A 23,973-nucleotide genomic window follows, 5' to 3' on the forward strand; every position below is an offset into this window, starting at 1 on the left:
TTTTCCTCCTTAATTAGTTTAATCTACTTTTTCTTATTTTTAGCTCTTAATTTACTTTTTCCAGTCTTGATAGCTTCAGCCAATGGTCTGTTAGCTGGACAAATATATGAACAAGAACCACATTCTATACAATCCATTAAGTTGTGTTCTTCCATAGTATCGTATTCCTTAGCTGCTGCTAATCTATCAAACATAAGTGGTGCAAGCCCCATAGGACAAGCTGACACACATTTTGAACAACTTATACATGATTTTGTCTTGTAAGGTCTCATTTCTTCAGTTGTTAGAGCTAAAAGTCCTGAAGTACCTTTTATTACTGTTGCATCTTCTGTCATTTGAGAAAGTCCCATCATTGGTCCTCCCATAACAAGTCTTTCCATTTTTTCTCTTTCAATTCCACAATTATCAAGAATATATGAGAATGGTGTTCCTATTGCAACTTTTATATTTTTTGGAGTTTTTATAGCTTTTCCTGAAACAGTAACAACTTTTTCTATTAAAGGTTTTCCATTTACAACTGCTTCGTATATTGCTGCTGCTGTTCCTGTATTTTGAACTACAACACCAACTGCTGATGGTAATTGTCCTGATGGAACTTTTCTATCTAAAATAGATTTTATAAGTTGTTTTTCTCCACCTTGTGGATATTTAGTTTTCAATGGAACTATATTTATTCCAGTTCCTTCACTTGCTTTTCTCATAGATTCGATAGCTTCAGGTTTATTATCTTCAATTCCAACATATACATCTTTTACATCTAGAATTTTTTTGATAATTTTAATTCCTTCTACTATAGACTTAGGATTTTCAAGCATTAGTCTATTATCTGAATTTAAATACGGTTCACACTCTGCTCCGTTTAAAAGTAAAGTATCAATTTTAGTATTTGCTGGAGGATTTAATTTTACATGAGTAGGGAATGTTGCTCCTCCTATACCTACTATTCCTTTTTCTCTAATTAGGTCAAGCAATTCTTTTCTATCTGCTTTTTCCCAATCTTCAATTTTACTCAAATCTGCCCATTTTTCTTCTTTATCATTTTCAATGAAAACTGTCATCACTTTTCCTGATAAAGGGAAAACACGATTTTCAATTTTAGTTACAGTTCCACTTACTGGCGAATGAACAGGTACCGCTAGCCCTTCTGCATCTCCAATCTTTTGTCCTTTTAAAACTTTATCTCCAACATTAACAAGAGGATTTAAAGGTGCTCCTATATGTTGTAGAAGAGGGACAAAAATCTCGTTTGGAGATTCCAATCTTTCAATTGGTAAATGTTCTGTTTGTAATTTATTTTCAGGAGGATGTACGCCGCCTCTGAAACCAAAAAACTTCATCAAAAACACTCCTTTCATAATAGTTTATTTTCCACTTAGAGAATTTTAGCATATATATACAAAATTAACAAGTTTTATTTGTTTTTTATTTTCTTCTTATTGTACTTCTGCATAGTTTTGTTTATATCTTGAACAGTAATTAAATCTATAACACAGTTTTTTATCTTTTCTAAATTTTCAGACATCTCTTTTTGTTCACTCTGACTAAACTCTCCTAAAACATGTTCAACTGCATCTAACTTTTTAGCCCCTATTCCACATTTGATTCTTAGAAAATTTTCTCCTATATGTGAAATTATAGATTTTATACCATTGTGTCCTCCTGAGCTTCCTTTTTCTCTTATTCTTATATCTCCAAAATCTAAGTCCATATCATCATATATAACTATAAGGTCCTCTGTTGGATTTAATTTATAAAAATTTACAATTTCTATAACTGCATTTCCACTTAGATTCATAAAAGTTTGAGGTTTAAAAAATATTACTTTTTCCCCTTCGATATTTTTTTCACTCACTAATGCTTGAAATTTTTCTCTTTCTTCTGTAACATTAAATTTTTCTCTCAAACTATCCACAACTATAAATCCTATATTATGTCTAGTTTTTTCATATTTTTTACCAGGATTTCCTAGCCCAATTACTACTTTCATCCATACACCTCTTTTTATATTTTTGTTATTTAATTTTATACTTTTTTATAGAATAGATAAAGTCTCTTGACAGCTGTATGAGTTCTACGACCTCAATAAACACAGACTCTTCGAACTAATACAGACGTCAGAGACTAATTTTCATTATTTATTTTTGTACTTTCCCATAGAGAAATAAAAGAGCTTTTAAGCTCTTATCCATGTTTTTTATTATATCATATTTTTTATTTCAAAAAAAAGTGGCTTATGTTATAATTAATTCTAAAATTATAAATATGTATTAAGATTAAATAACAGGAGATTTTCATGATAAAAAATTCTAAATTATTTTTACTATTATTTTTAGGTACTCTGTCTGCTTTTGGTCCTTTTGTAATTGACCTTTATCTGCCAGCTCTCCCCACTATGAGTACTTATTTTAATGTTTCTACTACTTTAGTTCAATTAACTTTAACAGGAGGAATGGTTGGACTTGCAATTGGTCAAATTATAATAGGCCCTCTCAGTGATAAGTTTGGTAGAAAAAATCCATTAATTATCAGCTTATTTATATACCTACTAAGTACTCTAGTGATTATGTTTACTAATAATATTTATATAATGATATTTTTTAGATTTTTACAAGGTACTGCGGCAGCCGGTTCTTTAGTTATGGCAAGAGCAGTTACAACAGATATATATTCCGGTGAAGAAATGAGAAAGTTTTTTGGACTTCTTATGGTAATAAATGGTATAGCTCCAATAGTTTCTCCGATTATAGGAGGATTACTTTTAGATTTATTTAATTGGAGAGCCATATTTTTGTCCCTTGCAATCATTGGTTTAATATTATTAGCAGCTTGCTTTAAATTTTATGAATCTTTACATATAGATAAAAGAGAAGTAAAATCTTTATTCTTTTCTTATTTCAATATGATTGAAGTTTTAAAAAATAAAAAATTTTTATTACTTGCCATGATACAAATGTTTTCAATGGGAGCTCTATTTGTATATATTGCGGCTTCCCCTTTTATTTTCCAAATTTATTACAAAACTTCAGTTATTATGTATTCCATTTTCTTTGCACTAAATGGAATAGCAATTGTTATAGGAAATTATTTAGCTATAAAAGTAGAAGAAGAAAAGGCTTTAAAAATAGGTATATTTACAATGTTATTTATGAGTATTATCCTTTTTATTCTTTTAGTAACTGGAGCTAATATGTATGTTGTCGAGCTTTCTTTCTTCTTATTATTAGTTGGTTTTGGCTATATATTGACTTCTGCAGTAACTCTTGCTATGAAAACAGAAAAAGAAAAAGCTGGTAGTGCTTCTGCATTAATAGGCTTCTTTCCTTATTTTTTTGGAGGTTTAGTCTCTCCTTTGGTTGGAATAGGTAATTTTATGTATTCTTCAGCTGTATCTATACTTGCTTGTTCTGGTATTAGCTATATGTTATATTCTATTAATAAAAAAAATCCTTAAATCAATAAAATAGCTTAATAAAACAAATAAAGTCTCTGACGTCCCTATTAGTTCGAAGAGCCTGTGTTTATTGAGCTCGTAGAACTCATACGGCTGTCAAGAGACTAATTTTTGCTATTTAATTTATACTTTCCTATAGAATAAATAAAAAACTGCACCTCTAATCTTTAGCCAAGATTTTGGGTGCAGTTTATTTAACTCTTTTATTTTTTTCTTAAGATAAGTTTATAAATACTCCTAATAGAACAAAGCAAGAACCTAAAGCAAATAATATTAATTGAAATTTTATTTGATATTTTGCCCAAGTTCCCCATTCTATTTTAGCAATTCCTAATACTGCCATTAATATTCCAGATGTTGGAACTATCATATTTGTAAATCCATCTCCAAGTTGGAAAGCAAGTACAGCAACCTGTCTTGTTACTCCTACTAAATCTGAAAGTGGAGCCATTATTGGCATTGTTAAAGCAGCTTGACCTGAACCAGATACAACAAAGAAATTAAATAATGATTGGAAGATATACATTACCCAAGCCGAAAATGCAGCTGACATATTACTTAAAGCTGAGGCAACATAATTTAACATTGTATTCAATATTGTAGGAGTATCTGCACTTGTTCCACCTAAAATTAGAACTATTCCTTTTGCCATTCCCACTACTAAAGCTGCTCCAACTAAATCTTCTGCACCTTTTCTAAAAGATGTAGCAATATCGTTTGTAGTCATATCATTTAATTTAAATATTACCCCAATTATTCCTGATATTAGTCCCATTATTACGAATTGAGTTGCTATTTCTGGTAAGTAGTATCCTTTTTTTACAACTCCATAAACAACCCAAGCCATTCCAATAGTTAAAACTAAAATTACTAATTTATGCCCAAATTTAAATTCTTTATTTTTTTGTTCTTCTATTTTAAAGTCATTTCTATAATAAGCATCTGTTTTATATGCAATAGAACTTTCAGGATTTCTTTTTACTTTTCTTGCATACATTATTGTATAAATTACACCAAAAGCTGTAAAGAAAGTCCACATTGCTATTCTAAATCCTGCTCCAGACAACACAGGTATTCCTGATACACCCTGAGCTATAGCAACACTAAAAGGATTCATCCACGAAGTTGCAAAACCTATTTGTGTAGAAATATAAGTTATTAAGATACCTGTAACAGAGTCATATCCCATTCCTATAACTATTGGAATTATTAACATTGCAAATGGAATAGCCTCTTCCCCCATTCCAAATACAGCTCCTCCTAAAGAGAATAATATAAAAATCACTGGTATGAGTATCAACTCTGACCCTTTACTTTTACTTATCATACTATAAATTCCAGTTTCAACAGCACCTGTTTTTAGTATTATTCCAAAAGCTCCACCAACTACCATTATAAAGGCTACAATTCCTACAGCAGTTCCCCACTTATCTCCACTTGTCAAACCTTCAAAGACATAGTTAGTCATACCAACTTCTCCTCCAGGTTCAAAAAGTTTTATTCCTTTTGTTAGCTTATTCCCATTGTCATCTAACTCGTATTTAAAACTTCCAGGAACTGGTACTGTTCTTGTTTTTTCTTCACCTGTGTTTGTAACATAAGTAACTTCATGCATTTCAAACTTACCTACTGGAACAATATAAGTTAACAGTGATGCAAAAACTACAACGAAAAATATTATGACAAAGGTGTCAGGCATTTTAATCTTTTTCATATTTTATCCTCCTTTTTTTGTTTGATTTTGTATTCTTATGTAGAATAAAAAAACAAATTACAAACTTTTATATTTTATGTATTATTATAGTTTATAATTTGTTTTTTGTAAATTTTTATTCTAGTTTTTTCTTTTTAACTTATAGTTAAATTTTTATTTTTTATAGTCTTTTATAAGAAGTTTTATTTTTTCTATCAATGTATTAAGCTCTACTTCACCTCTTTCACTAGCTTTTTGTAAAGTTACTTTTGGCAACATTATTGCAGCAAGTGGAGTTTGTAAAAGTTTAAAGTTTTCAGATATTTTTACTAAATCTTCTTTTAATTTAGGATAAACTTTTAATAAATCTTTTAAATAAGTATCTCCATTAATCTTATCTAAATCAATTTCTGAACTATTTTCTTCTTTTTTTATTTCTTCATTATTTTCATCATATGTTTTAGCCTCAAAATTTTCATTTTGCCAGTTTAATAATGTTTGAGAACCTTGTAACGAACGAATTTTCGTACAATCCTGCATCATTTCCAAAATACCTCTAAATTTTCCATTTTCATCTTTAACTGCAGTATAAGATATATAAATAAATAACTCAGGTTTATTTATCCAAAATTCTACAAAATCCTGTTCTCCTTTTCTAAATTTCTCTATAATTTCTTCAACTATATGTACACTTTTTCTTGGATGACAATTTTTTACATCTCTACCAATTACATTCTTGCTACGTGGAAATACTCTATGAGCTGTATCTGAATAAAATTTAACAATTTCATTTTCATCAACATAAGTTATATCAACTGGTAAATGTTTAAATACTAAGTTAATCTGCTCTAAGGTCATTTTTCCTGTTGCAACATCTAACTCCGAACTTTCATTAGAATTAGAATTAAAACCATATTTCCCAAGTAAATTTGCTAAATCTTTAGCTAAATTTCCTCCTGGATTAGTAGAACTATTATTAACTTGAATTTTTTTTGTTTCATTTGTAGTTGTACTTTCGATCTTTCCAAAAGTAAAGCCAATTTCTCTATCTCCAGATTTCATATCCTCAAATTCTTCGGCAGTAATCATTGCAAGAGATGTAGGATATAAAACTGTTTCTTCTTTTTGAATTAAATCAATTATATCTGCTGCAACACTAGTTTGAGAAGCTATAAATTCCTCCTCATTCTCCTCATCAAGCATTTTTCTATTTTCTTTCAATTCATCTCTAACAAAATCATCTAAAACCCACATTGTAGTTGTTGGTCTTGTAAAACCTTTCTTTTCTAATAAAGAGTATAGTTGATTTTGCTTTCTAGGTAAATGAAGCTTCCACCATAAATCTAATTTATCATAAAGCTCATACCATTGATTTTTTATAACTGGAAATTGGATTAAATTTTCAACTTCCTTTAATAATTTTCTCATATCATCATTTTCTCTATAATAGCACATTATAGGATGATCTGTTGGAAGTTCTGTCGGTCTACTTGTATCCATAACTTCATCAAATAAAAGCATCATATTTTGAATATTCTCTTTTATACACTCGTCTTCTACAAAAGGCATAATTTTTTGTTCTGCATAAGCAATTTCATAAGGCTTTAGAGTTTTTACTCTCTCCTTAAGTTGTTTTTTAGCATCTGTAAGACTAATTTCTCCAGCATTATATTTTTCTTTTAATTCAATGACAAACTTTAATTTTTCTTCATCTATTTTTGGTAAATGGTTAGACATAATTTCCATAAAATATCACTTCCTTTTCAAAGATAATTGTTTACTAAAATTATAAACTTTTTTCTTCCAAGTGTCAATCGGATAATATTTAAAATGAACTTTATTCACTTACATTTTTTTTATAATCTTATCTACTATTTCAGAAAAAATTTCTTTTGGATATAATGTTTTTCCTTTCGTTAAACTAGCAATTTGTTTTGTCATTGGAAGTTCTCCAAGCAACTCAATTTTATTTTCTTCTAAAAATTCTTGAACATCATTTTCATCTGTTAAGTAAATCTTATTATCACAACAATCACAACTAATATAACTCATATTTTCTATCAATCCAAGAATAGGTATATTCATTTTTCTTGCCATTTTTATTGCTTTTGTAACTATCATAGAAACCATATCTTGTGGAATAGAAACCATAACTAAACCTTTTATATTAAAACTTTTCATAACAGTTAGTGGAACATCTCCAGTTCCAGGAGGCATATCTATTAATAGGTAATCTAAATCACTCCATAAAACTTCATTCCAAAATTGCATAACTGCTCCTGCAATAACAGGTCCTCTCCAAACAACCGGTTCATTTTCATCTATCATTAAATTTATAGAAACCACTTCTATCCCATCTTCATTTACAACGGGATACATATTTTTACCGTCTGTTTTCATTTCTTTATCACTGATATTCATAAGTCTTGGTATACTTGGTCCAGTTATATCTGCATCTAAAACTCCAACAGAATATCCTTTTCTTTTTAATTCTTTAGCTAATAAAGTCGTAATTGTAGATTTTCCAACCCCACCTTTACCACTCATAACAGCAATAACATTTTTTATATTTTTATTTTCATTAACTTTTGGTGCATCTTTTGGTATCATAATATTTCCTCCTTAAATATCACATTTTTAAATAGTTTACTCTTTTAGTATACAAATGTCAAAGACTATTTTCTAATATTCAAATTTATACTTTTCTATATAACAAAAAACTTTATTTAATTTCATCTTGAATTTTAAAATTATAACCCATATAATATTATTAAAAGTTTATATTTTTATAATAATGACAGCTGTATGAGTTCTAGGAAGTCAATAAACACTAGCTCTTTGACCTAATACAGACGGCAGAAACTACTTTTTGATATTTTAATTTATACTTTACTATAAAATAAAAATGAATGGAGAAATATGAAAAATATAAAAAAGAAAATTTACTTAGTTCTAGGTTTTATATCTGTAGCATTAGGAAGTGTTGGAATTTTTTTACCTGTGCTCCCAACTGTTCCTTTTTTATTACTAGCTATATTTTGTTTTGGAAAATCTTCAGAAAAATATAAACAATGGATATTAAAAAACAAATATTTTGGAGAAAGTTTATCTAATTATTACGAGGGAAAAGGGCTTACAAAATTTGTAAAAATAAAGGCTATCCTATTTTTAACTTGTGGGATTGCTTTTTCCATATACAAATTAGAAAGTTTACATTTAAGAATATTTTTAGCTATTGTTTGGCTTGCTGTAAGCCTGCATATAATTATGCTTAAAAATAAATAAAGTCTCTTAACAGGCAATATAAGTTCTACGAGCTCAGGAACAGAGTTTCTCCAAACTAATATGAACACTAAAGACTAATTTTTTGCTATTTAAGTTTATACTTCCCCATGGGATATAAGAATAATTATAAGTAATAAAGCTCTATAATCAACTATAAAATTTTAAGGAGGTCATAGAAATGAAGACAGCTTTATCAATAGCAGGGACAGACCCCACTGGTGGAGCAGGAATAATGGCAGATTTAAAATCTTTTCATGCAAGAGAAGTTTATGGTATGGCTGTAGTAACAAGTGTTGTTGCTCAAAATACTATGGGAGTTCAAAAAATTCAAAACATAGATTTAGATATATTAGAAAGTCAACTAAAGTGTGTTTTTGATGATATAGTACCTAATGCCATAAAAACCGGAATGTTGCCAACAAAAGAAATAATGGAAATTATTGTAAAATATGTTAATAAAGGTATTCCATATGTCATAGATCCTGTTATGGTTGCTAGTAGTGGACATAACTTAATTGGAGAAGATGCCAAAATTTTTCTAAAAGAAAACTTATTTAAGTATGCTACTTTAGTTACACCAAACATTCCAGAAGCAGAAACAATAGTTAATTTTAAAATTAAAAATGAAGAAGATATAAAAAGAGCAGGAGAAAAAATATTAAAAGACTACAAACCAAAGTCTGTCATCATAAAGGGGGGACATCTAGTAACTGACCCTGTAGATTACCTTTTTATAGATAACAAAGTTTTAACTTTTAGTTCTCCAAGAATTTCAACTAAAAATACACATGGTACAGGTTGTACATTTTCAGCAGTAATTACAGCTGAATTAGCAAAAGGAAAGAGCTTAGAAACAGCTGTTGGTATAGCTAAAAAATTTATAACCCAAGCTATTTTAAAAAATCCAGAATTAGGCAAAGGACATGGTCCATTAAATCATTTTGCCTATAAAAACGATATATAAAATTGTAAAAGAGATGATTTAGATGTTTGATAGAAATTTTTTAAAATTATATTTCATTTGTGGCACTCAAGATTGTGAATACAATATAGACAAAACAAAACATATTATAGAAACTGCTCTCAAAAATGGAGTAACTATTTTTCAATACAGAGAAAAAGGTGAATATAGCTTAACAGAAGAAGCAAAAGAAAATTTTGCAAGAGAAATTCAGATTTTATGTCAAAAATATAAAGTTCCCTTTATCATAGATGATGATATAGATTTAGTTTTAAAATTAAATGCTGATGGGATACATATAGGACAAAAAGATGAAGATATTGAAAATATTAGAAAAAAAATTCCAAATAAAATTATAGGTTTGACAGTTTCAAACGAAGATGAATTTTCTAATTCTAAAATTGAAATGGCAGATTATTTAGGAGTGGGACCTGTCTATAATACATTTTCTAAAAAAAATCCAGCTCAAACTATTGGTGTGTCAGGAATTAAAAAAATAAGAAATTTGACAAATAAACCTATCGTTGCAATTGGTGGAATAAAAAAAGAAAATATAAAAGAAATTATTAAAAATGGTGCCGACGGTGTGGCTGTTATTTCTGCAATAACTAAAGAAAAAAATATTGAAAAAATAACTTGTGATTTAAAAAATGAAATTAATTTGTCCAACTTTTTGGGTCAGTACACTTTTTAGTCATTTATACATTTATTCCTAAGTGAATTAGGAACTTTATTTTTTTTAATGTCAATGTTATAATTTTTTTGACATTTTTTCCTCCTTGAAACTTCTAAGGAGGTGAATAGGTTGAAAAAAGTTTATTTCATCACATTGATAATAGTAATTTTTTTGCTATTATCTAAAAATACATATTAGTGTTTTATGTGGGAGTTGCTGCAACAACTCCTGCTTTTTTATATTATAAAAAATAAAAAAGCTACTAACTGCAATTAATAGCTTTTTTTTGACATTTTTTTATTTATCTCATCACATTTCTATTATATTATCTATTTCTAGAAATGTCAATCTTATAAAATTTTTTATTTGTGTTTTTTTAGGTAAATAAAGTCTCTTGATAGCCGTATGAGTTCTACGAGCTCAATAAACACAGTCTCTTCGAACTAATACGGAAATCAGAGACTAATTTTTATTATTTAATTTTTTTTATTTAATTTTATATTTTCTTTATAAAAAAAGTTAAATAATTTTTTATATTTTATTTGACTTTTTTGTTTTATTTATATATAATCTGCTTAAAAGAGGGTGGTAATATAAAAAAGAATAGAGCATTTTCTGTATTTGAAATTATTTTATCAATTTTTATCTTTTCACTTTTATTAAATATAGCTTTCTTAAAATATAAAGATTTTAGAGAGCTCCAAGCAATTAACGAAGCTAAAGCAAAAATAGTTGAGACTTTTTACTTGGCTTCTTCAACATCTTTAAAACTAAATACCCGTACCAAAATCAAATTAGATCTTATTAAAAAACAAATAATTTTTGAAAAAAATTCAACAAAAACAAAAACAATAAAACTACCCCAAAATTTAATTTATTACCACACACGTTCTAGTAATTCTAATGCAGTAGACATAGAATTTACGACGAATGGAAACACGAATAAATCATTTTCTATTTATCTTTTTAATATGGAAAAAAATGTAAGATACAAGATATCTTTTTATGGCTTTGACAGAAGTAAATTTTTAAAAATAAACTGTTATAGAAAAAAGAAAAATGCAGACATCAAATATTCAAGTATTGGATATTATCACGACTCTACCAATGAAGATAGAGATACTTTTTATAGAGACTGGAAAAAGGAGTGAGTTATTATGCATAAATATGTATTTTCTCTAATTTTATTTTTATTAATATCTATGAGCATATATTCAAATACTGATTTTAAGAGAGCTATACAAGTAGATATTTTAGGAAAAGATTCTTTTAAAACTTATTATATAATTTTCTCATCTTCTGAGAATCTTAACTCATTTAAAGAGTTAAATGTTTTGGAGTAGAGATATTATGGAAAAAATTAAAAACTTTTTTATAACAACTATTAAAGATAAAAGTCGAGAAAACTTTATAGAAGATATCGAAAAAATGTTCGACTTAGAAAAGACCCATCTAAATAAAGGTTTATTTTTTATTATAATTGAGGCTATAAAATGGAAAGCAAGTGATATTCATATTGAGTCTTTACTAGATAAAGTAAGGATTAGATTTAGAATTGATGGATTTTTAAAAGAAATAGTTCAAATAGATAAAGATTTTTTAGCTCCTATAGTATCCAAAATTAAAATTTTATCATCCCTTGATATTGTTGAAAAAAGAAAACCTCAAGATGGTAGATTTTCATTAAAATACAAAAATAGAGAAATAGATATTAGAACTTCTTTTATTCCAACAGTACATGGTGAAAAAATAGTTTTAAGAATATTAGATAAATTTAATAATAAGCTAAGTATAGATGATTTATATTTATCCGAAAACAATAAAAAGCTCTTTTTAAAAAACATCAATAGAAATAATGGAATTATCTTAATAAATGGTCCAACTGGTTCTGGAAAATCTACAACATTATATACTATTTTAAAATACAAAAACAAAGAAGAAATTAATATATCTACTGTTGAAGATCCTATAGAATACCATATAGACGGAGTAAATCAAACTCAATGTAAAATAGATATTGGATTAGATTTTGCAACAATGCTAAGAGCAATTTTAAGACAAGACCCTGATGTAATAATGATTGGTGAAATAAGGGATAAAGAAACTGCCGAAATTGCTATAAAAGCAGCTCTCACTGGACATTTAGTTTTCTCAACCGTCCACTCAAATAATTCTCTATCTTGTATAAATAGACTGAAAAATTTAGGTTTAGACAATTATCTTCTTAGTTTAGTTATTGAGATGATTGTATCTCAAAGATTAGTTAGAAAATTATGTCCCGATTGTAAAATAATAGACACTGAAGCAATGAATAAATTAGAGAGTTTAGGAATAACTGATGAAATTCATAAAAATTCTATATTTTATAAAGCTTGTGGTTGTGAAAAATGTATGGGTATAGGTTATATAGGAAGACTTCCAATTTTTGAAGTATTGGATTTTAACGAAGAAAATAAAACATTATTTTTTGAAAATAGAGATAAAATAAGTGGAAATCTAAATACTTTACTATATGATGGTATAGAAAAAGCTAGTCAAGGCTTAACATCACTTGATGAATTGTTGAGGCTACTATGAAAATTAAAAAAGAAAAAATTTTATTTTTTACAAGAGAATTAAAAATAATGCTTAAAGGTGGAATTACGTTTATTAAAGCTATCGAACTAATAGGAAATGAAGAGAAAAACAACGATTTTAAAAAAATTCTAAAAAAAATTTCAAAAAATTTATCTTCTGGAAAAAATATTTATGATAGTTTTAAAATTTATAAAGATATATTTGGAGAAAACTATATACAAATGATAAAAATAGGAGAACTCAGTGGGACATTAACAGAAAGACTTGAAGATATTATAGAGCTTTTTGAATCTGAAATCTCTAATAAGAAAAAAATTTTGTCTATGCTAACTTATCCTATAGTTGTCATAATTTTTACGATATCCGTTGTAATCTTTTTATTACTATTTATACTTCCAAATTTTATAAGTATATTTGAAGAAAACAATGTGGAACTCCCTTTTCTAACAAAAATATTATTAAGTATATCTCAAAATTTTACTTGGATTTTATTTTTTATTATTTTAATAATTGTAGGACTTCATTTTATTAAAGTGTATATAAATAAAAATAAAAAAAGAAAACTAAAAAAAGATAAATTTTTATTTAAAATAGTCATCTTTGGTGATTTACTAAGATTATCCACAGCTGAAAGAATATATTATTCTTTATATACATTATTAAATGTTGGAATTGGTCTAGTTGAAAGTATAGATATCATCTACACAAATACGAATAATAGCTATGTAAAAGCAAATCTACTTGAAGTAAAAAAATCCATACTTGATGGAAGTTCAATATCTAAAGCATTAAAAAATCTTAATTTATATACTGATAGATTTTCTAATCTATTTATTTCCGGAGAAGAAAGTGGCTATTTCTTAGAAAATTTATTACAAGTTTCAAAAATATTAAAACAAGACTTTGAATACAAATTAAAAAAATTAATTTCTTTTATAGAACCTTTAGTAATAATAATTTTAGGTGTAATTGTTGGTTTAATTGTATGTGCAATATATTTACCAATACTATCATTGGGAAATGTTTTTAATTAAAAAGGAGGATTTTTTATGAAAAACAAAGGATTTTCATTGATTGAAATTGTTGTGGCTATTGCTATAATTGGAATTTTATCTGGTATTGTTGGTTTACAATTAAGAGGATATATGGCTAAGGCTAAAGATGCAAAGGTTATTGCATCTCTAAACTCTTTTAGAGTAGCATCTCAGTTATACCAAGCTGAAAATGAAGAGCCTCTTATAGATGAAAATTCTATTGCAACTCACGATGAAACAAAAGTTAAAGAAGCATTACAAAAATTGGAAATATATTTAGATAGTAATGCTAAGGCAATTATAAATAATCCTAAAGTTGCTATAGGTGGTTCAAGAAGTGCAGAAAATGGGGATATAAAGTATGGAGGTCAAATTAGATTCACATTTAAAAATCCAAATGGAAATAGTGACGGCTACAATTTATGGATTGAACCAGTAGATGGAACAGGAGATTACGATACAAAAGGTAAAAAATGGATAGAATATTAATAGTCATTCTATATATTTTATTAGCATTAATTATGTATATAGATATAAATAGAAAATATATTCCAAATTTTTTAAATTTTTCTATATTTGTTCTTGTAATATTTATAACTGGACTTGATAACTTTGAGAGTTTCTTTATAGGTTCAGCCTGTTATTCATTACCAATAATATTTATTTACGGCTATCTATCTGATTTATTAAAAAAAGAAGTTTTTGGTTTTGGAGATATAAAATTAATAATTTCATTGGGTGGTTTAATTTATAACAATAAAATAAATTTATTTTTGCAAGTATACATATTTTACTTACTTGTTTTTTCTTTAGCTACAATTTTTATTCTTACTTTATTTTTAAAAAATATTTTTTGTAAGAAAAAAATTATACTTAGAGGTAGGGAGCTTGCTTTTGCTCCCTATATTTCTTTAACTGCTATTATAATGTTTAATTACTTAAAATATCTGGAGTTTCCATTATGAATTCTAAGAAAGCTTTTAGTTTGGTTGAAGTTATAGTATCATTTTTTATCTTACTTTTAGTTTTAATACCAACAATAAAATTAAATTTACAAATCTTGGAAACTTATAATAAAATCTCTGAAACAAGAAAAAATTATGAAAACTTTAGAAATATAGTCAATATGTTAATGGCAGAAGAAAATATTAATATCAATATACATAAAACTTTTTTTAGTTTCCAAGATTTAAAAAAAGATTTTGAACTTTTTGACTCTGAGATTAAAGAAAAAAATTTTAAATTAGATTTACACACTGAAAAAGAAGAAGTTGACTACACTTTTAAAAAGAAAAAACTAATAACTATAATTGTCGAATATGAAAATGCTGGAGAGAAATTTAATACTAAAATTCAAAAAATAGGAGATTAGTATGTATAAGAACAAAAATAAAGCTCTTTCATTTGTAGAATTTATAATTATCATTGTAATTACCCTATTTATAAATTTCTTTGTTTTTACAACTTTTTATTCTTTGAATAAAAGCTATATTTTTTTATTAAAAGATTATAAGAGAGAAAGGGAAATTGATGAATTTAAAGATTTAGTGAAAAGCCATCTTTCAAAAGATATGAAAGAAATCAGAGTTATAAGTTTAAAAGAATATAAAAGAATAAAAAGTGTTGATGATATTTTTAAAAATACTAATATTACTAACACAGGAAATTTATTGATTATAAAATTTTCTTCCTATGATAAATCTAATAATAGAGAAAATACTTTTTATAGATTTTTCTTTTTTAATGATACTAGTGCAAAAATATCTTACTCTGAAGACTATAAGAGCTATGAAGTTTATAAAATTTCTAGAGGAACAACTATTATAAATAACTGTAATGGGTCTTTTTATTACAATGGTAAAATTTTAAAAATGCTTATAAAGGATTTAATAAAAGGAAAAAATTATGAAACTATTGAATATTGTCCATAAAAAAAGAGCTTTTGCTTTGGTTCAAGTAATAATAGTAATATTTTTATTTATGAGTTTGCTTACAATGATGCAGTTTTTTTTAAATAATAGCTTTCGTTATTTTCAATTAGAAAAAGATACAGTTGAAAATAAGCAAGATATTCTTTTTTTAAAAAATATTTTAGATGAAGAATTTAAAATAATAGAAAATGAAATAAATAATTCAAATATAGATAGAGCTATGGACTTCATAGCTCTATCTAAAGATAAAAAATATATTTTTTCCTTAGATAAATATAAGGATAGAATTTCTTTAGGAGGATATAGATTATTAAAGGATAATGAAAATATTAATTACTCTGAATATTTAAATAAGAAAATTATAAATTATTCGACAGAAAGATGCCCTGTGCACTTTTACAAAAAAATTAAAATAAAAGAGAAAACATACTCTATAAAAGTAACAATTAAATATAAAATCGGTAATATAAAAAATATTGATTACTTATCTGAGCCAATTATTGAAAGGATATGGATAAAAGAAGATGTTTAAAAATACTTTAGAGCTATTGAGTTTAACAGATTTAAATTTAAATAATAAACACAAAAAAGTTATTCTATGCTTGGAAAACAATTTTTTTATTTCTTTAAAAATTAAAATAGAAAATCCATTGAATGATGAAGATAGAAAAGAAAAAATTGAAGATAAGTTAGAAATAATGTACCCAAAATACAATGATGAAGACTATATATTAAATTATGAAATAATAAGTAAAGATAAAAAATCTGAAACTTTTATAGTATATCTATTAGATTTACTCCACTTAAATGATAATATTATTATTGATGATATGAAGGATTATGGTTTAATTTCTATAATCCCTTCTTTTTTTACATGTAGAGAAAAAAATATTGAAAACGAATATATTAATATAGATATTGGAGAAGAATTAATCATAATTAGTGAATATGAGAATAAGAAAATTAAAGATATTAGCAGTTTTAAAATATCTAATTCCATAACAAATAATGATTTTGAAGAAAACATAAGTTATGAAAATAGCTATGAAATAATAAATACCTATTTATATAATATTTCAAATGATAAAAAAATAATATTTACAGGAAATGAAATAGATTTTAATAATCTAGATTTAGAAAATAAAAATTATGAATTTTATAAACCACAAAAAATAAGTTACAAAAATTATCTTAATTTTTTACCAAATGAATTAAAAAAAAGATATTTTTTATATTATGTTAATAGTACTTACTTATACACTTTTCTAGCTCTGTCTATACTTACTCTTATTGGAACTATTGGTCTACACTTTTTTATCCAACAATATGAAAATTCAATTAATGAAATAAATACTTCCAATGAAGAAATACAAGAATCTATAGATAATATGAGAAATGAAATGAAAGAAATTGAAAATAATATAGAAACTTATAAGAACACAAGTAAAGAAAAAGAAAACTCTTCTTTTAAAATTGGGAATTTTTTAGAAAACCTAGTAAATCTATGTCCTAATGGTATCGAGATAAAATCTATTGAATTTGATGATAAAAAAATTTTAAATATAGAGGGATTTAGTCAATCTGTAAATCAAGTTATTGAATTTTTAGAGAACCTATATCGTTCCGAAAATTTTGAAGTTGTAAATTATGACTACATTCAAAAAAATGAAAATAGCATAGAGTTTAAATTGGAAATAAAATTTGTGAAAAAATAGGAGAATTTTATGATAAACGAATTAAAGGTTAATCTAAAAAATAAAAATTTAAAGATAATATTTCTATGTTTTATGTATATAATAATTTTCTATTTTTTAATATTTAAAAATATTTTTACACTTATGGAGCTTAAAGAAAATCTTGAACAAGAAAATATTAAAATGGCTAGTCTTGATTATGAAAAATCTAAAATTTCAGATGCTTTAAAAGAAAAAAGAAAAAACTTGGAAGAAATAGAAAATATTATTGATAATAATCAAATAGACTCTGAAAAGGAAAACTTTGAAAACATCTATGCTCTTTTTACATATCTTGAAAATAAAATTGAAAAAAATAATATTATTTTTCAAAATTTTGGAAGAAGTAAGACTGATGGTACTCTGTTGCATTTTAGTATAGAACTTTATGGAAATGAAAATAATATAAGAAATTTTTTTGATGAAATTGAAAATGATAAATATTTTTTGGACTTCTCAGATTCATATTTTAAGATTTTTTCAGACGAAAATATCTTACATATAAAAATTACTATGTTCACAAAAGTTTTAAATAATGTCGATAAAAGAGAATACTATGGTACAAACAACAATAAAAAAATTTTTTTCCTATCTCCTAGAGAAAATACTTCAAATAATATATCGGTTATGAGGATTGGAAATAAAGAATTTTTTAGGAAAAATTCTAATGCTATTAAAAAAGATGACCAAGAAGAAGATAAAAAAGAAAAAAATAAAAAATCAAATGCTCAAAAGGAGGAAAACAAATGAAAAAATTGATTTTAATATTTTTTATGTTATTTAATTATCTGCTTTATTCTTCAAACTTACCTAGAGATGTAGATATAATAAATATGCCTCTACACGATGTTTTATCAATATTATCAAAAGAAAGTGGAGAAAACATAATATGTAGTAATGATGCTAAAGATTTAATAATAGATACATATTTTAATAAAGGTGAAAATATTGATATTATTTTACAAGGTCTAGCTAATACTTATGACTTAAATATTAGAAATGAAAATAATATGAAAATTTTATATCTTCAAAAAGAAGAAAATTCAAAAAAGGCAAAAATTATTGGAAAAATTATGGCAAATGGAAAAAGTGTAGTCGGTGCAAAAATTGAATTGAAAGATATTAATAAAATAGCATATTCTGATAAAAATGGATTTTTTATTATTGATGGTATACCTAAAAATGTCTATTTATGTAAAATTTCTAAAGATGGATACGAAGAAAAAGGAGAAATCATAGATACAAATAAGTCTATAACAAAAATTAATATACATTTAGAAAAAAATTCAACTGATGATTTTGAAAATTTAAACATTGAAAATGAAAATTTTTATGAAAACGGAAATAAAATTTTATATACAAAAACTTTTTCTATAAAAAATATTTCTTCAAAAGAAGTCGAAACTAGCTTAAAAGAAACTTTTGGAGATAGTATAAAAGTAAGTTCTTTAGAAAAAGTAAATAAATTAATAGTTAATGCTGAAAGAGATATTTTAGATAATGTTACTTCTGTTATAGAAAATATTGATAAAAATCCTAGACAGGTAAAAATTTCTTCTGAAATCTTAGACATATCTAATAATTTATTTCAAGAACTTGGTTTTGATTGGTTTTATAGTAGGAATAAGATTTCAGGAAATGATTTTGCTATTAGGTATCCTGGAAAAGTATTCGGATATCCCGGAACTATTTTAAATCTTTCTAGAAATTATAGAAATAAAGAAGATGTATTAAATATAGGTTTAAAATTATTACAAGAAAATAATGATATAGTTGTAAGTTCTATCCCAACATTAACAATAGCTAGTGGAGAAGAGGGAGAATTTAAAGTTACAGATGAAGTTATTGTAGGAATAAGGAACGAAAAAAGAGATGATAAAAATAACAAAAACAATAAAAACGATAAAAGTAATAAATATCGAAACTCTGAGCCAGTTTTTAGAGAAGCAGGGCTTGTTATGAAAGTTAAACCATTTATAAAAGATAATGATAACATCATTTTAGAAATAAGTTTAGAATTAAGTGAGTTTAAATTAAAAAGCAATTCATCCAAAGGAAATGAAATCAATTCTGGAACTTATAATTCTGATGGTGGTTCAAAAAGTGGGAGAAGCCTAAAAACAAAAGTTAGACTTAAAAATGGGGACACTATATTACTTGGAGGCCTAAAAAGAACTCTCCAACAAACTATAGAAAATAAAATTCCATTTTTAGGTGATATTCCAATTATTGGTTTCTTTTTCAAAAATACAACTAAAAGAAATGAAAATTCAGATATGTATATAAAATTAACTGTAAATATAGAAAAAATTTAAAAAGTATATCAAAAACTGTATTGACAAAAGAAAAAAAATATACTATACTTACTAAAGTAATGGGGATATAGCTCAGTTTGGGAGAGCGACGCACTTGCACTGCGTAGGTCAGCGGTTCGATCCCGCTTATCTCCACCATTATTTTAGTCGAGTAGAAGGTTTTACCTTCTTTTATTTTACAATTTTATATGGGGATGCAAAGGTTTCGACGGGGTTATGAGGTTATAGGTAGCAGGTCAGGTTTGTCGCTGTGAGAGACTAACTACATCGTTTAGATGGAAATGAAAATTACGCTTTAGCTGCTTAGTTCAGCTACACCTTGGATGACTTTTTCTATACGGGTTTTCTAAAGGTGTCGACTAGTATAGATTACCATAAGTGATTTCTCTAAGCTCATGGGAAAACTTTAGAGGATAGTTTTAATTAGCCCTGTTTACGGGAATAATTAATACGAAATTTAATAGTAAACTAAACTTGTAGAAGCTTATGATTATTGTGATTTCGGACACGAGTTCGACTCTCGTCATCTCCACCATTATTTAATTTTATACTTTTCTATAAAATAATAAAAAAATCGGGTTAGTCAATATTCAACCCGATTTTATTTTTTTATTCAACTACACTTTTAAAAAATCTTTTAACTTTTTTCATAAAATTTGATTTTTGTTCATAATTTTTTTCATTCAAACTTTCTTCAAATTTTTCTAACAACTCTTTTTGTTTTTCAGTTAATTTTTTTGGAGTTTCTATAGTAAGTTTTACCATAATATCTCCGGTATGATCACTTCTTAAAGATTTAATTCCTTCTCCACGAACTCTCATTAATTTTCCACTTTCAGTTCCTTCAGGAATTTTTATCATTTTTTTACCGTTTAAAGTTGGAATTTCTACTTCTCCTCCTATAACAGCTGTTGCATAAGATATAGGTACTTCACAATGTAAATCTATTCCATATCTTTCAAAAATGTCATGCTTTTTAATTCTAATAACTATATATAAGTCTCCACTAGGTCCACCATTTTCACTAGCTTCACCAAAACCACTATATCTTAATTTTTGTCCCTCATCAATACCTGCTGGGACTGTTATTTTCTTTTCAATAGTTTCTTTTTCAGTTCCAACTCCATGACAATGAGAGCATTTCTTTTCAGGTACCTTTCCTTTTCCATGACAATCTGGACAAACAGTTTGTGATTGCATAACTCCTAAAATAGTTCTTTGTTGAGTTACTATTGTTCCCTTACCATTACATCTAGAACATGTCTTAGTTTTTCCATCTTCTCCTCCTGTTCCATGGCAATGTGAACATTGAGCAGTTCTTTTATATTTTATAGTTTTTTCTACTCCTTTGGCAGCTTCCTCTAAAGTAATTTCAAGCCCTAGTCTAATATCATCTCCAGGTTCTTGATAGTTTCTTCTGGAAGAACCTCCACCAAAGCCTCCAAAACCACTAAAACCTCCACCACCAAAAATATCTCCAAATATATCTCCGAAGTCAAAGCCACCAGCATTAAATCCACCACCAAAACCAGCTCCACCTTGCTCAAAAGCAGCATGTCCAAACTGGTCATATTGTTGTTTCTTTTGACTATCAGAAAGAATTTGATAAGCTTCATTTACTTCTTTAAACTTTTCTTCTGCATCTTTTTTTTCTGCATCGCTTGCATTTGCAAACTTATCAGGGTGATATTTCATAGCAGCTTTTCTATATGCCTTCTTTATATCACTTTCTCCTGCATTTTTATCTATTCCAAGGACTTCATAGTAGTCTCTTTTAGCCATAATTTCCCTCCACCTCCTATTTAATATTCAATTAGTTATTATATTTTATTTAAAACTTTTTTCAAGTTCCAAAAGATATTTTTTTATCTCAATTCCTTTATTCTTATCTTCTCCACCACTGTATCCACCAAGTTTACCATCTTTTGATATAATTCTATGACAAGGGATAATTATTGGAATACAATTTTTACCATTGGCTGAACCAACAGCTCTAAGTGCTTTCTCATTTCTTATCATCTTAGCTTCTTCACTGTATGAAATAGTTTGTCCATAAGGTACTTTTGCTAAAGCGTTCCAACATTGTTTTTGAAACTCAGTTCCTTTAATATCTAATTCAATATTAAATTCTTTTCTCTCTCCATTAAAATATTCTTCCAATTGTTCACTACATTTTTTCGTTAAAGGAGATTCATTAAAAATATTATATAGATCTTTTCTTGTTTGAATATCCATATTTCCTAAAAAATTAATTTCACTTATACCTTCTTTTTCTTCAATTATTTCTAAATATCCAATTTCTTTATTGTATAAAAATGAAATTCCTTTAATATTTTTCATACTTTTCTCCTTCTAACTAAAAGTATAAACTCAAATAACAAAATTAGTCTCTGACGTCCGTATTAGTTCGAAGAGCCTATATTTATTGAGCTCGTAGAACTCATACGGCTGTCAAGAGACTTTATTATTTTATTATTAGTCTACAACTTCTGCTTCTGCTACATCTTCATCTTTTTTGTCAGAACCTGCATTAGCTCCTGCTTGTTGTTGAGCTTGAGCCTGAGCTTGTGCTTCTTTATATAATTCTTCTGCAAATTTATGAGATACTTGAGATAATTTTTCCATAGCTGAATCTATTGCTGATTTATCATCACTATCTTTAACTTTCTTTAATTCTTCAATAGCTTCTTCTATATTCTTCTTATCTCCTTCGCTTACTTTATCAGGATTTTCTTTTAAAGTCTTTTCAGTAGCAGAAATTAATTGGTCTGCTCTATTTCTTGTTTCTACTAATTCTTGGAATTTTTTATCTTCTTCAGCATGAGCTTCTGCTTCTTTAGTCATTCTTTCAATTTCATCTTTAGAAAGATTGCTTGATCCAGAAATAGTTACTTTATTTTCTTTTCCTGTTCCTAAATCTTTTGCAGATACATGAACTATACCGTTAGCATCTATATCAAATGTAACTTCTATTTGAGGTACTCCTCTTGGAGCAGCAGGTATACCTTCAAGGTTAAATTCTCCTAACTTGTGGTTATCTGCAGCTCTTGATCTTTCACCTTGTAATACATTTATAGTAACTGCTGGTTGATTATCTACAGCTGTTGAGTAAACTTGTGATTTTTTAACTGGGATAGTAGTATTCTTTTCTATCATTTTTGTAAATACTCCACCAAGAGTTTCAATTCCTAATGATAATGGAGTTACATCAAGAAGTAATACATCTTTAACATCTCCCATTAATACTCCACCTTGTATTGCAGCACCTGCAGCAACAACTTCATCAGGATTTATTCCTTTATTAGGTTTCTTTCCAAAGAAATTTTCAACCCATTCTTGAACTGCTGGTATTCTTGTAGAACCTCCAACAAGTAAGATTTCATCTATTTCATTAGCTGATAAGCTAGCATCTCTTAAAGCAGTTTTTGTTGGTTCTTGAGTTGCTTCAACTAAATGTCTAGTTAAATCATTAAATTTAGCTCTAGTTAACTTCATTTCTAAGTGTTTAGGCCCTGTTGCATCCATAGTTATAAATGGTAATGAAATTGAAGTTTCCATTAATGTTGATAATTCTTTTTTAGCTTTTTCTGCAGCATCTTTTAATCTTTGGTAAGCCATTTTATCATTTGATAAATCTATTCCACTTTCTTTTTTAAATTCTGCAACCAACCATTTTATAATTTCTGCATCAAAATCATCTCCACCTAAGTGGTTATTTCCTGCTGTTGATATAACTTCTATAACACCATCAGATATTTCAAGAACTGATACGTCAAATGTTCCTCCACCAAGGTCAAATACTAATACTTTTTCTTCTTTTTTCTTTTCAAGTCCATAAGCAAGTGCAGCAGCTGTTGGTTCGTTTATAATTCTTTTTACATCTAATCCAGCTATTGTTCCAGCATCTTTTGTTGCTTGTCTTTGAGAATCTGTAAAGTAAGCAGGTACTGTGATAACAGCTTCTTTAATTTCTTCTCCTAAGTATGCTTCAGCATCTTTTTTTAATTTTTGTAATGTTTTAGCAGAAATTTCTTGTGGAGTGTATTTCTTTCCAAAAATTTCTACTTTGTAATCAGAACCCATGTGAGTTTTGATTGAACTTACAGTTGAAGTAGGATTTGTTACAGCTTGTCTTTTTGCTATTTCTCCTACAACTACTTCTCCATTATCTTTAATGTTTACAACTGATGGAGTTGTTCTTGCTCCTTCAGAGTTTGGTATTATTGTTGCACTTCCACCTTCCATTATTGCCACACAAGAGTTTGTTGTTCCTAAATCAATTCCTATTATTTTACTCATTTTTTTCCTCCTATAATC

General features: G+C 26.8%; 24 protein-coding genes, 1 tRNA gene and 1 other RNA gene. 18 read left to right on the plus strand and 8 right to left on the minus strand.

The features are described from left to right. Positions 1–23: 23 nt before the first annotated feature. Both rsxC and pth read right to left on the minus strand, forming a co-directional pair. Positions 24–1,337, minus strand: a complete 1,314-nt coding sequence (gene rsxC / locus BQ2505_RS03580) for an electron transport complex subunit RsxC (RefSeq protein ID WP_074016411.1) — start codon at positions 1,335–1,337, stop codon at positions 24–26. Between the two features lie 74 nt (positions 1,338–1,411). Continuing rightward, positions 1,412–1,987 (minus strand): aminoacyl-tRNA hydrolase, encoded by a 576-nt coding sequence (gene pth, locus BQ2505_RS03585; protein WP_074016412.1) that lies wholly within the window; start codon positions 1,985–1,987, stop codon positions 1,412–1,414. 306 nt (positions 1,988–2,293) lie between these two features. On the opposite strand from pth, the gene BQ2505_RS03590 reads away from it, so the two are divergent. Further along, positions 2,294–3,451: a multidrug effflux MFS transporter gene (locus tag BQ2505_RS03590; RefSeq protein ID WP_074016413.1), complete on the plus strand. Its 1,158-nt coding sequence runs from the start codon at positions 2,294–2,296 to the stop codon at positions 3,449–3,451. Between the two features lie 214 nt (positions 3,452–3,665). Here the strand turns inward: BQ2505_RS03590 and yfcC are convergent, their stop codons facing one another. The 3 genes from yfcC to BQ2505_RS03605 all read right to left on the minus strand — a co-directional run bounded on the left by yfcC (position 3,666) and on the right by BQ2505_RS03605 (position 7,754). Further along, a complete protein-coding gene (gene yfcC, locus BQ2505_RS03595; protein WP_074016414.1) occupies positions 3,666–5,165 on the minus strand; it encodes a putative basic amino acid antiporter YfcC in 1,500 nt (499 codons plus the stop codon). Between the two features lie 153 nt (positions 5,166–5,318). Then, a complete protein-coding gene (locus BQ2505_RS03600) occupies positions 5,319–6,890 on the minus strand; it encodes a PAS domain-containing protein (protein WP_074016415.1) in 1,572 nt (523 codons plus the stop codon). A gap of 99 nt (positions 6,891–6,989) precedes the next feature. After that, positions 6,990–7,754, minus strand: coding sequence for an Mrp/NBP35 family ATP-binding protein (locus BQ2505_RS03605; protein ID WP_074016416.1), 765 nt, complete (start codon positions 7,752–7,754; stop codon positions 6,990–6,992). Between the two features lie 309 nt (positions 7,755–8,063). On the opposite strand from BQ2505_RS03605, the gene BQ2505_RS03610 reads away from it, so the two are divergent. The 17 genes from BQ2505_RS03610 (at position 8,064) to ssrA (ending at position 20,191) form a co-directional block, all read left to right on the plus strand. Beyond that, complete coding sequence (locus BQ2505_RS03610) at positions 8,064–8,429, plus strand: YbaN family protein (RefSeq protein WP_074016417.1); 366 nt, start codon at positions 8,064–8,066, stop codon at positions 8,427–8,429. 178 nt (positions 8,430–8,607) lie between these two features. Then, positions 8,608–9,393 carry a bifunctional hydroxymethylpyrimidine kinase/phosphomethylpyrimidine kinase gene (gene thiD, locus BQ2505_RS03615; protein ID WP_074016418.1) on the plus strand — a complete coding sequence of 262 codons (786 nt, stop codon included), beginning with the start codon at positions 8,608–8,610 and terminating at the stop codon, positions 9,391–9,393. 22 nt (positions 9,394–9,415) lie between these two features. Further along, positions 9,416–10,084 carry a thiamine phosphate synthase gene (gene thiE, locus BQ2505_RS03620; RefSeq protein ID WP_074016419.1) on the plus strand — a complete coding sequence of 223 codons (669 nt, stop codon included), beginning with the start codon at positions 9,416–9,418 and terminating at the stop codon, positions 10,082–10,084. Between the two features lie 608 nt (positions 10,085–10,692). After that, positions 10,693–11,217, plus strand: a complete 525-nt coding sequence (locus tag BQ2505_RS03625; protein WP_074016587.1) for a hypothetical protein — start codon at positions 10,693–10,695, stop codon at positions 11,215–11,217. Between the two features lie 6 nt (positions 11,218–11,223). After that, positions 11,224–11,409, plus strand: a complete 186-nt coding sequence (locus BQ2505_RS03630) for a hypothetical protein (protein WP_074016420.1) — start codon at positions 11,224–11,226, stop codon at positions 11,407–11,409. Positions 11,410–11,416: 7 nt separating this feature from the next. Then, positions 11,417–12,643: a GspE/PulE family protein gene (locus BQ2505_RS03635; protein WP_074016421.1), complete on the plus strand. Its 1,227-nt coding sequence runs from the start codon at positions 11,417–11,419 to the stop codon at positions 12,641–12,643. Continuing rightward, positions 12,640–13,677, plus strand: a complete 1,038-nt coding sequence (locus BQ2505_RS03640) for a type II secretion system F family protein (protein ID WP_074016422.1) — start codon at positions 12,640–12,642, stop codon at positions 13,675–13,677. The genes BQ2505_RS03635 and BQ2505_RS03640 overlap by 4 nt, the downstream gene beginning before the upstream one ends. A 15-nt stretch (positions 13,678–13,692) precedes the next feature. Further along, the gene (locus BQ2505_RS03645) at positions 13,693–14,166 is read left to right on the plus strand and encodes a prepilin-type N-terminal cleavage/methylation domain-containing protein (protein WP_074016423.1); all 474 of its coding nucleotides are present in this window, start codon (positions 13,693–13,695) and stop codon (positions 14,164–14,166) included. Then, positions 14,151–14,642, plus strand: a complete 492-nt coding sequence (locus BQ2505_RS03650; protein WP_074016424.1) for a prepilin peptidase — start codon at positions 14,151–14,153, stop codon at positions 14,640–14,642. The genes BQ2505_RS03645 and BQ2505_RS03650 overlap by 16 nt, the downstream gene beginning before the upstream one ends. After that, on the plus strand, positions 14,639–15,049 hold the full coding sequence (locus BQ2505_RS03655; protein WP_074016425.1) for a prepilin-type N-terminal cleavage/methylation domain-containing protein: 411 nt from the start codon (positions 14,639–14,641) through the stop codon (positions 15,047–15,049). Before BQ2505_RS03650 ends, BQ2505_RS03655 begins: the two co-directional genes overlap by 4 nt. A gap of 1 nt (position 15,050) precedes the next feature. Beyond that, a complete protein-coding gene (locus BQ2505_RS03660; RefSeq protein ID WP_074016426.1) occupies positions 15,051–15,608 on the plus strand; it encodes a hypothetical protein in 558 nt (185 codons plus the stop codon). Then, complete coding sequence (locus BQ2505_RS03665; protein WP_074016427.1) at positions 15,583–16,140, plus strand: hypothetical protein; 558 nt, start codon at positions 15,583–15,585, stop codon at positions 16,138–16,140. Before BQ2505_RS03660 ends, BQ2505_RS03665 begins: the two co-directional genes overlap by 26 nt. Next, positions 16,133–17,323, plus strand: coding sequence for a PilN domain-containing protein (locus BQ2505_RS03670; protein WP_074016428.1), 1,191 nt, complete (start codon positions 16,133–16,135; stop codon positions 17,321–17,323). The genes BQ2505_RS03665 and BQ2505_RS03670 overlap by 8 nt, the downstream gene beginning before the upstream one ends. A 9-nt stretch (positions 17,324–17,332) precedes the next feature. After that, the gene (locus tag BQ2505_RS03675; RefSeq protein ID WP_074016429.1) at positions 17,333–18,091 is read left to right on the plus strand and encodes a hypothetical protein; all 759 of its coding nucleotides are present in this window, start codon (positions 17,333–17,335) and stop codon (positions 18,089–18,091) included. Then, positions 18,088–19,656: a secretin N-terminal domain-containing protein gene (locus BQ2505_RS03680; protein ID WP_074016430.1), complete on the plus strand. Its 1,569-nt coding sequence runs from the start codon at positions 18,088–18,090 to the stop codon at positions 19,654–19,656. Before BQ2505_RS03675 ends, BQ2505_RS03680 begins: the two co-directional genes overlap by 4 nt. Positions 19,657–19,717: 61 nt before the next feature. Further along, positions 19,718–19,794: transfer RNA gene (locus BQ2505_RS03685), tRNA-Ala, on the plus strand. Between the two features lie 52 nt (positions 19,795–19,846). Next, positions 19,847–20,191: a transfer-messenger RNA gene (ssrA, locus tag BQ2505_RS03690) on the plus strand. Between the two features lie 74 nt (positions 20,192–20,265). On the opposite strand, the gene dnaJ is transcribed toward ssrA, so the two are convergent. The 3 genes from dnaJ to dnaK all read right to left on the minus strand — a co-directional run bounded on the left by dnaJ (position 20,266) and on the right by dnaK (position 23,955). Beyond that, positions 20,266–21,438 (minus strand): molecular chaperone DnaJ, encoded by a 1,173-nt coding sequence (dnaJ, locus tag BQ2505_RS03695; RefSeq protein WP_074016431.1) that lies wholly within the window; start codon positions 21,436–21,438, stop codon positions 20,266–20,268. Between the two features lie 45 nt (positions 21,439–21,483). Beyond that, positions 21,484–21,996, minus strand: a complete 513-nt coding sequence (locus tag BQ2505_RS03700) for a methylated-DNA--[protein]-cysteine S-methyltransferase (protein WP_074016432.1) — start codon at positions 21,994–21,996, stop codon at positions 21,484–21,486. Between the two features lie 135 nt (positions 21,997–22,131). Next, positions 22,132–23,955, minus strand: a complete 1,824-nt coding sequence (dnaK, locus tag BQ2505_RS03705; RefSeq protein ID WP_074016433.1) for a molecular chaperone DnaK — start codon at positions 23,953–23,955, stop codon at positions 22,132–22,134. Positions 23,956–23,973: the final 18 nt, after the last annotated feature.

It is taken from the genome of Fusobacterium massiliense, assembly GCF_900095705.1.
Classification (GTDB): domain Bacteria; phylum Fusobacteriota; class Fusobacteriia; order Fusobacteriales; family Fusobacteriaceae; genus Fusobacterium; species Fusobacterium massiliense.

Bases quoted from the DNA above. Each gene is read 5' to 3' on its own strand.
- rsxC (WP_074016411.1), bottom strand. From the start codon at position 1,337: ATGAAGTTTTTTGGTTTCAGAGGCGGCGTACATCCTCCTGAAAATAAA.
- pth (WP_074016412.1), bottom strand. From the start codon at position 1,987: ATGAAAGTAGTAATTGGGCTAGGAAATCCTGGTAAAAAATATGAAAAA.
- BQ2505_RS03590 (WP_074016413.1), top strand. From the start codon at position 2,294: ATGATAAAAAATTCTAAATTATTTTTACTATTATTTTTAGGTACTCTG.
- yfcC (WP_074016414.1), bottom strand. From the start codon at position 5,165: ATGAAAAAGATTAAAATGCCTGACACCTTTGTCATAATATTTTTCGTT.
- BQ2505_RS03600 (WP_074016415.1), bottom strand. From the start codon at position 6,890: ATGGAAATTATGTCTAACCATTTACCAAAAATAGATGAAGAAAAATTA.
- BQ2505_RS03605 (WP_074016416.1), bottom strand. From the start codon at position 7,754: ATGATACCAAAAGATGCACCAAAAGTTAATGAAAATAAAAATATAAAA.
- BQ2505_RS03610 (WP_074016417.1), top strand. From the start codon at position 8,064: ATGAAAAATATAAAAAAGAAAATTTACTTAGTTCTAGGTTTTATATCT.
- thiD (WP_074016418.1), top strand. From the start codon at position 8,608: ATGAAGACAGCTTTATCAATAGCAGGGACAGACCCCACTGGTGGAGCA.
- thiE (WP_074016419.1), top strand. From the start codon at position 9,416: ATGTTTGATAGAAATTTTTTAAAATTATATTTCATTTGTGGCACTCAA.
- BQ2505_RS03630 (WP_074016420.1), top strand. From the start codon at position 11,224: ATGCATAAATATGTATTTTCTCTAATTTTATTTTTATTAATATCTATG.
- BQ2505_RS03635 (WP_074016421.1), top strand. From the start codon at position 11,417: ATGGAAAAAATTAAAAACTTTTTTATAACAACTATTAAAGATAAAAGT.
- BQ2505_RS03640 (WP_074016422.1), top strand. From the start codon at position 12,640: ATGAAAATTAAAAAAGAAAAAATTTTATTTTTTACAAGAGAATTAAAA.
- BQ2505_RS03645 (WP_074016423.1), top strand. From the start codon at position 13,693: ATGAAAAACAAAGGATTTTCATTGATTGAAATTGTTGTGGCTATTGCT.
- BQ2505_RS03650 (WP_074016424.1), top strand. From the start codon at position 14,151: ATGGATAGAATATTAATAGTCATTCTATATATTTTATTAGCATTAATT.
- BQ2505_RS03655 (WP_074016425.1), top strand. From the start codon at position 14,639: ATGAATTCTAAGAAAGCTTTTAGTTTGGTTGAAGTTATAGTATCATTT.
- BQ2505_RS03660 (WP_074016426.1), top strand. From the start codon at position 15,051: ATGTATAAGAACAAAAATAAAGCTCTTTCATTTGTAGAATTTATAATT.
- BQ2505_RS03665 (WP_074016427.1), top strand. From the start codon at position 15,583: ATGAAACTATTGAATATTGTCCATAAAAAAAGAGCTTTTGCTTTGGTT.
- BQ2505_RS03670 (WP_074016428.1), top strand. From the start codon at position 16,133: ATGTTTAAAAATACTTTAGAGCTATTGAGTTTAACAGATTTAAATTTA.
- BQ2505_RS03675 (WP_074016429.1), top strand. From the start codon at position 17,333: ATGATAAACGAATTAAAGGTTAATCTAAAAAATAAAAATTTAAAGATA.
- BQ2505_RS03680 (WP_074016430.1), top strand. From the start codon at position 18,088: ATGAAAAAATTGATTTTAATATTTTTTATGTTATTTAATTATCTGCTT.
- dnaJ (WP_074016431.1), bottom strand. From the start codon at position 21,438: ATGGCTAAAAGAGACTACTATGAAGTCCTTGGAATAGATAAAAATGCA.
- BQ2505_RS03700 (WP_074016432.1), bottom strand. From the start codon at position 21,996: ATGAAAAATATTAAAGGAATTTCATTTTTATACAATAAAGAAATTGGA.
- dnaK (WP_074016433.1), bottom strand. From the start codon at position 23,955: ATGAGTAAAATAATAGGAATTGATTTAGGAACAACAAACTCTTGTGTG.